Origin of the sequence: Brevibacillus sp. MCWH (assembly GCF_013096935.1) — a bacterium.
GTDB lineage: Bacteria > Bacillota > Bacilli > Brevibacillales > Brevibacillaceae > Brevibacillus > Brevibacillus aydinogluensis.
On the sequence record NZ_SDLF01000058.1, the window covers coordinates 1 to 1,040 of the forward strand.

2 protein-coding genes are annotated in these 1,040 nt (G+C 28.8%); both read right to left on the reverse strand.

Features of this window, described 5'->3' with window-relative positions; all coding sequences use genetic code 11:
* Window positions 1-83: 83 nt before the first annotated feature.
* Window positions 84-458 (reverse strand): hypothetical protein, encoded by a 375-nt coding sequence (locus ETC00_RS19315; RefSeq protein ID WP_171567679.1) that lies wholly within the window; start codon window positions 456-458, stop codon window positions 84-86.
* A 32-nt stretch (window positions 459-490) separates the two neighbouring features.
* Window positions 491-1,040, reverse strand: a 550-nt coding sequence (locus ETC00_RS19320) for a hypothetical protein (RefSeq protein ID WP_171567680.1), incomplete at its 5' end; no start/stop codon positions are given.

A 1,040-nucleotide genomic window follows, 5' to 3' on the forward strand; every position in this document is an offset into this window, starting at 1 on the left:
TAGTGTACGTATTTGACGACATTAAAAATAGTTAATATAAAATAGATGAATCTCTTCATTAAGAAGAGATTCATCTATTATTTTTATTTTCTTCTAAATAATTTTAAAATTTTTCCTAAAAAGCTTTCTTTTTTTTCTTCTTCTTTATTGTTAACTACAATTGTGACGTTTTTTTGTAAAGAAATATCACTTTTAATACGTTCTAACATCTTTCTCTTATTTTCTTCAAAGCTATCTGTTATAAATCTAGCTTCTCTTGAAAGTTTCAAATATTTATAATATGTAGTATCACACATTTTCACATACTTCTTAATAATGTGTTTAATTTGATTAGGAGTGAGCCCACTTTCTTTTAAAATGTTGTAATTCTTACTAAATTCTTTTAGTAAGTCGTCGTTTAAAGTTCTAGGATATTCTAAAAGAAGTTTGAAATAAAGTTGTTTTTCAATGTCTTTCATTATTTTGTTACCCCTTCCCCGTAATTATTTTTTTAATAGTCTTCTTTTATAGATTTAGGAAATGGAACCCATTCAGGAATAAATCTAGATACCATTCCTTCACCGTTTACATGTACTGTTACAATCCACCCACCTACATGAGCAGCTAATCTTTTTCCTTTCATCCAAGGTGTTTGAGCTTGGAATGTTCCTGCTTCTAGTGCATGGATACCTCTTGTATATAAATAAATTGATTTATGATGGTGACCGACAACAAAGATTTGTGGTAGATCATCAACTGGCATAGCCTCAATAGATTTTTGTAGAGAGTATGATAATGCATATGCTGCACCGTCTAATGGGTGTGCAATATCCATTCTACAATTAGGTGTTAAAAAAATTGATGCGTTATTAATTCCTAAATAAATTAGATCATCTCTTTCTCTACTTATAGGTCTACCAATATCGTAACCAGCGTTTTTTAAATGTGTATGGTCATGATTACCTGTTATAAAATGTGTAATGATATTTTTACGTTTAGGATATTTTTCTATAATGTAATCTACTTGTTGGTCTGCACCATGTTTAAAAATTTCATAAACA

Coding starts and splice junctions, on each gene's coding strand:
- ETC00_RS19315 (WP_171567679.1), bottom strand. CDS start 458: ATGAAAGACATTGAAAAACAACTTTATTTCAAACTTCTTTTAGAATAT.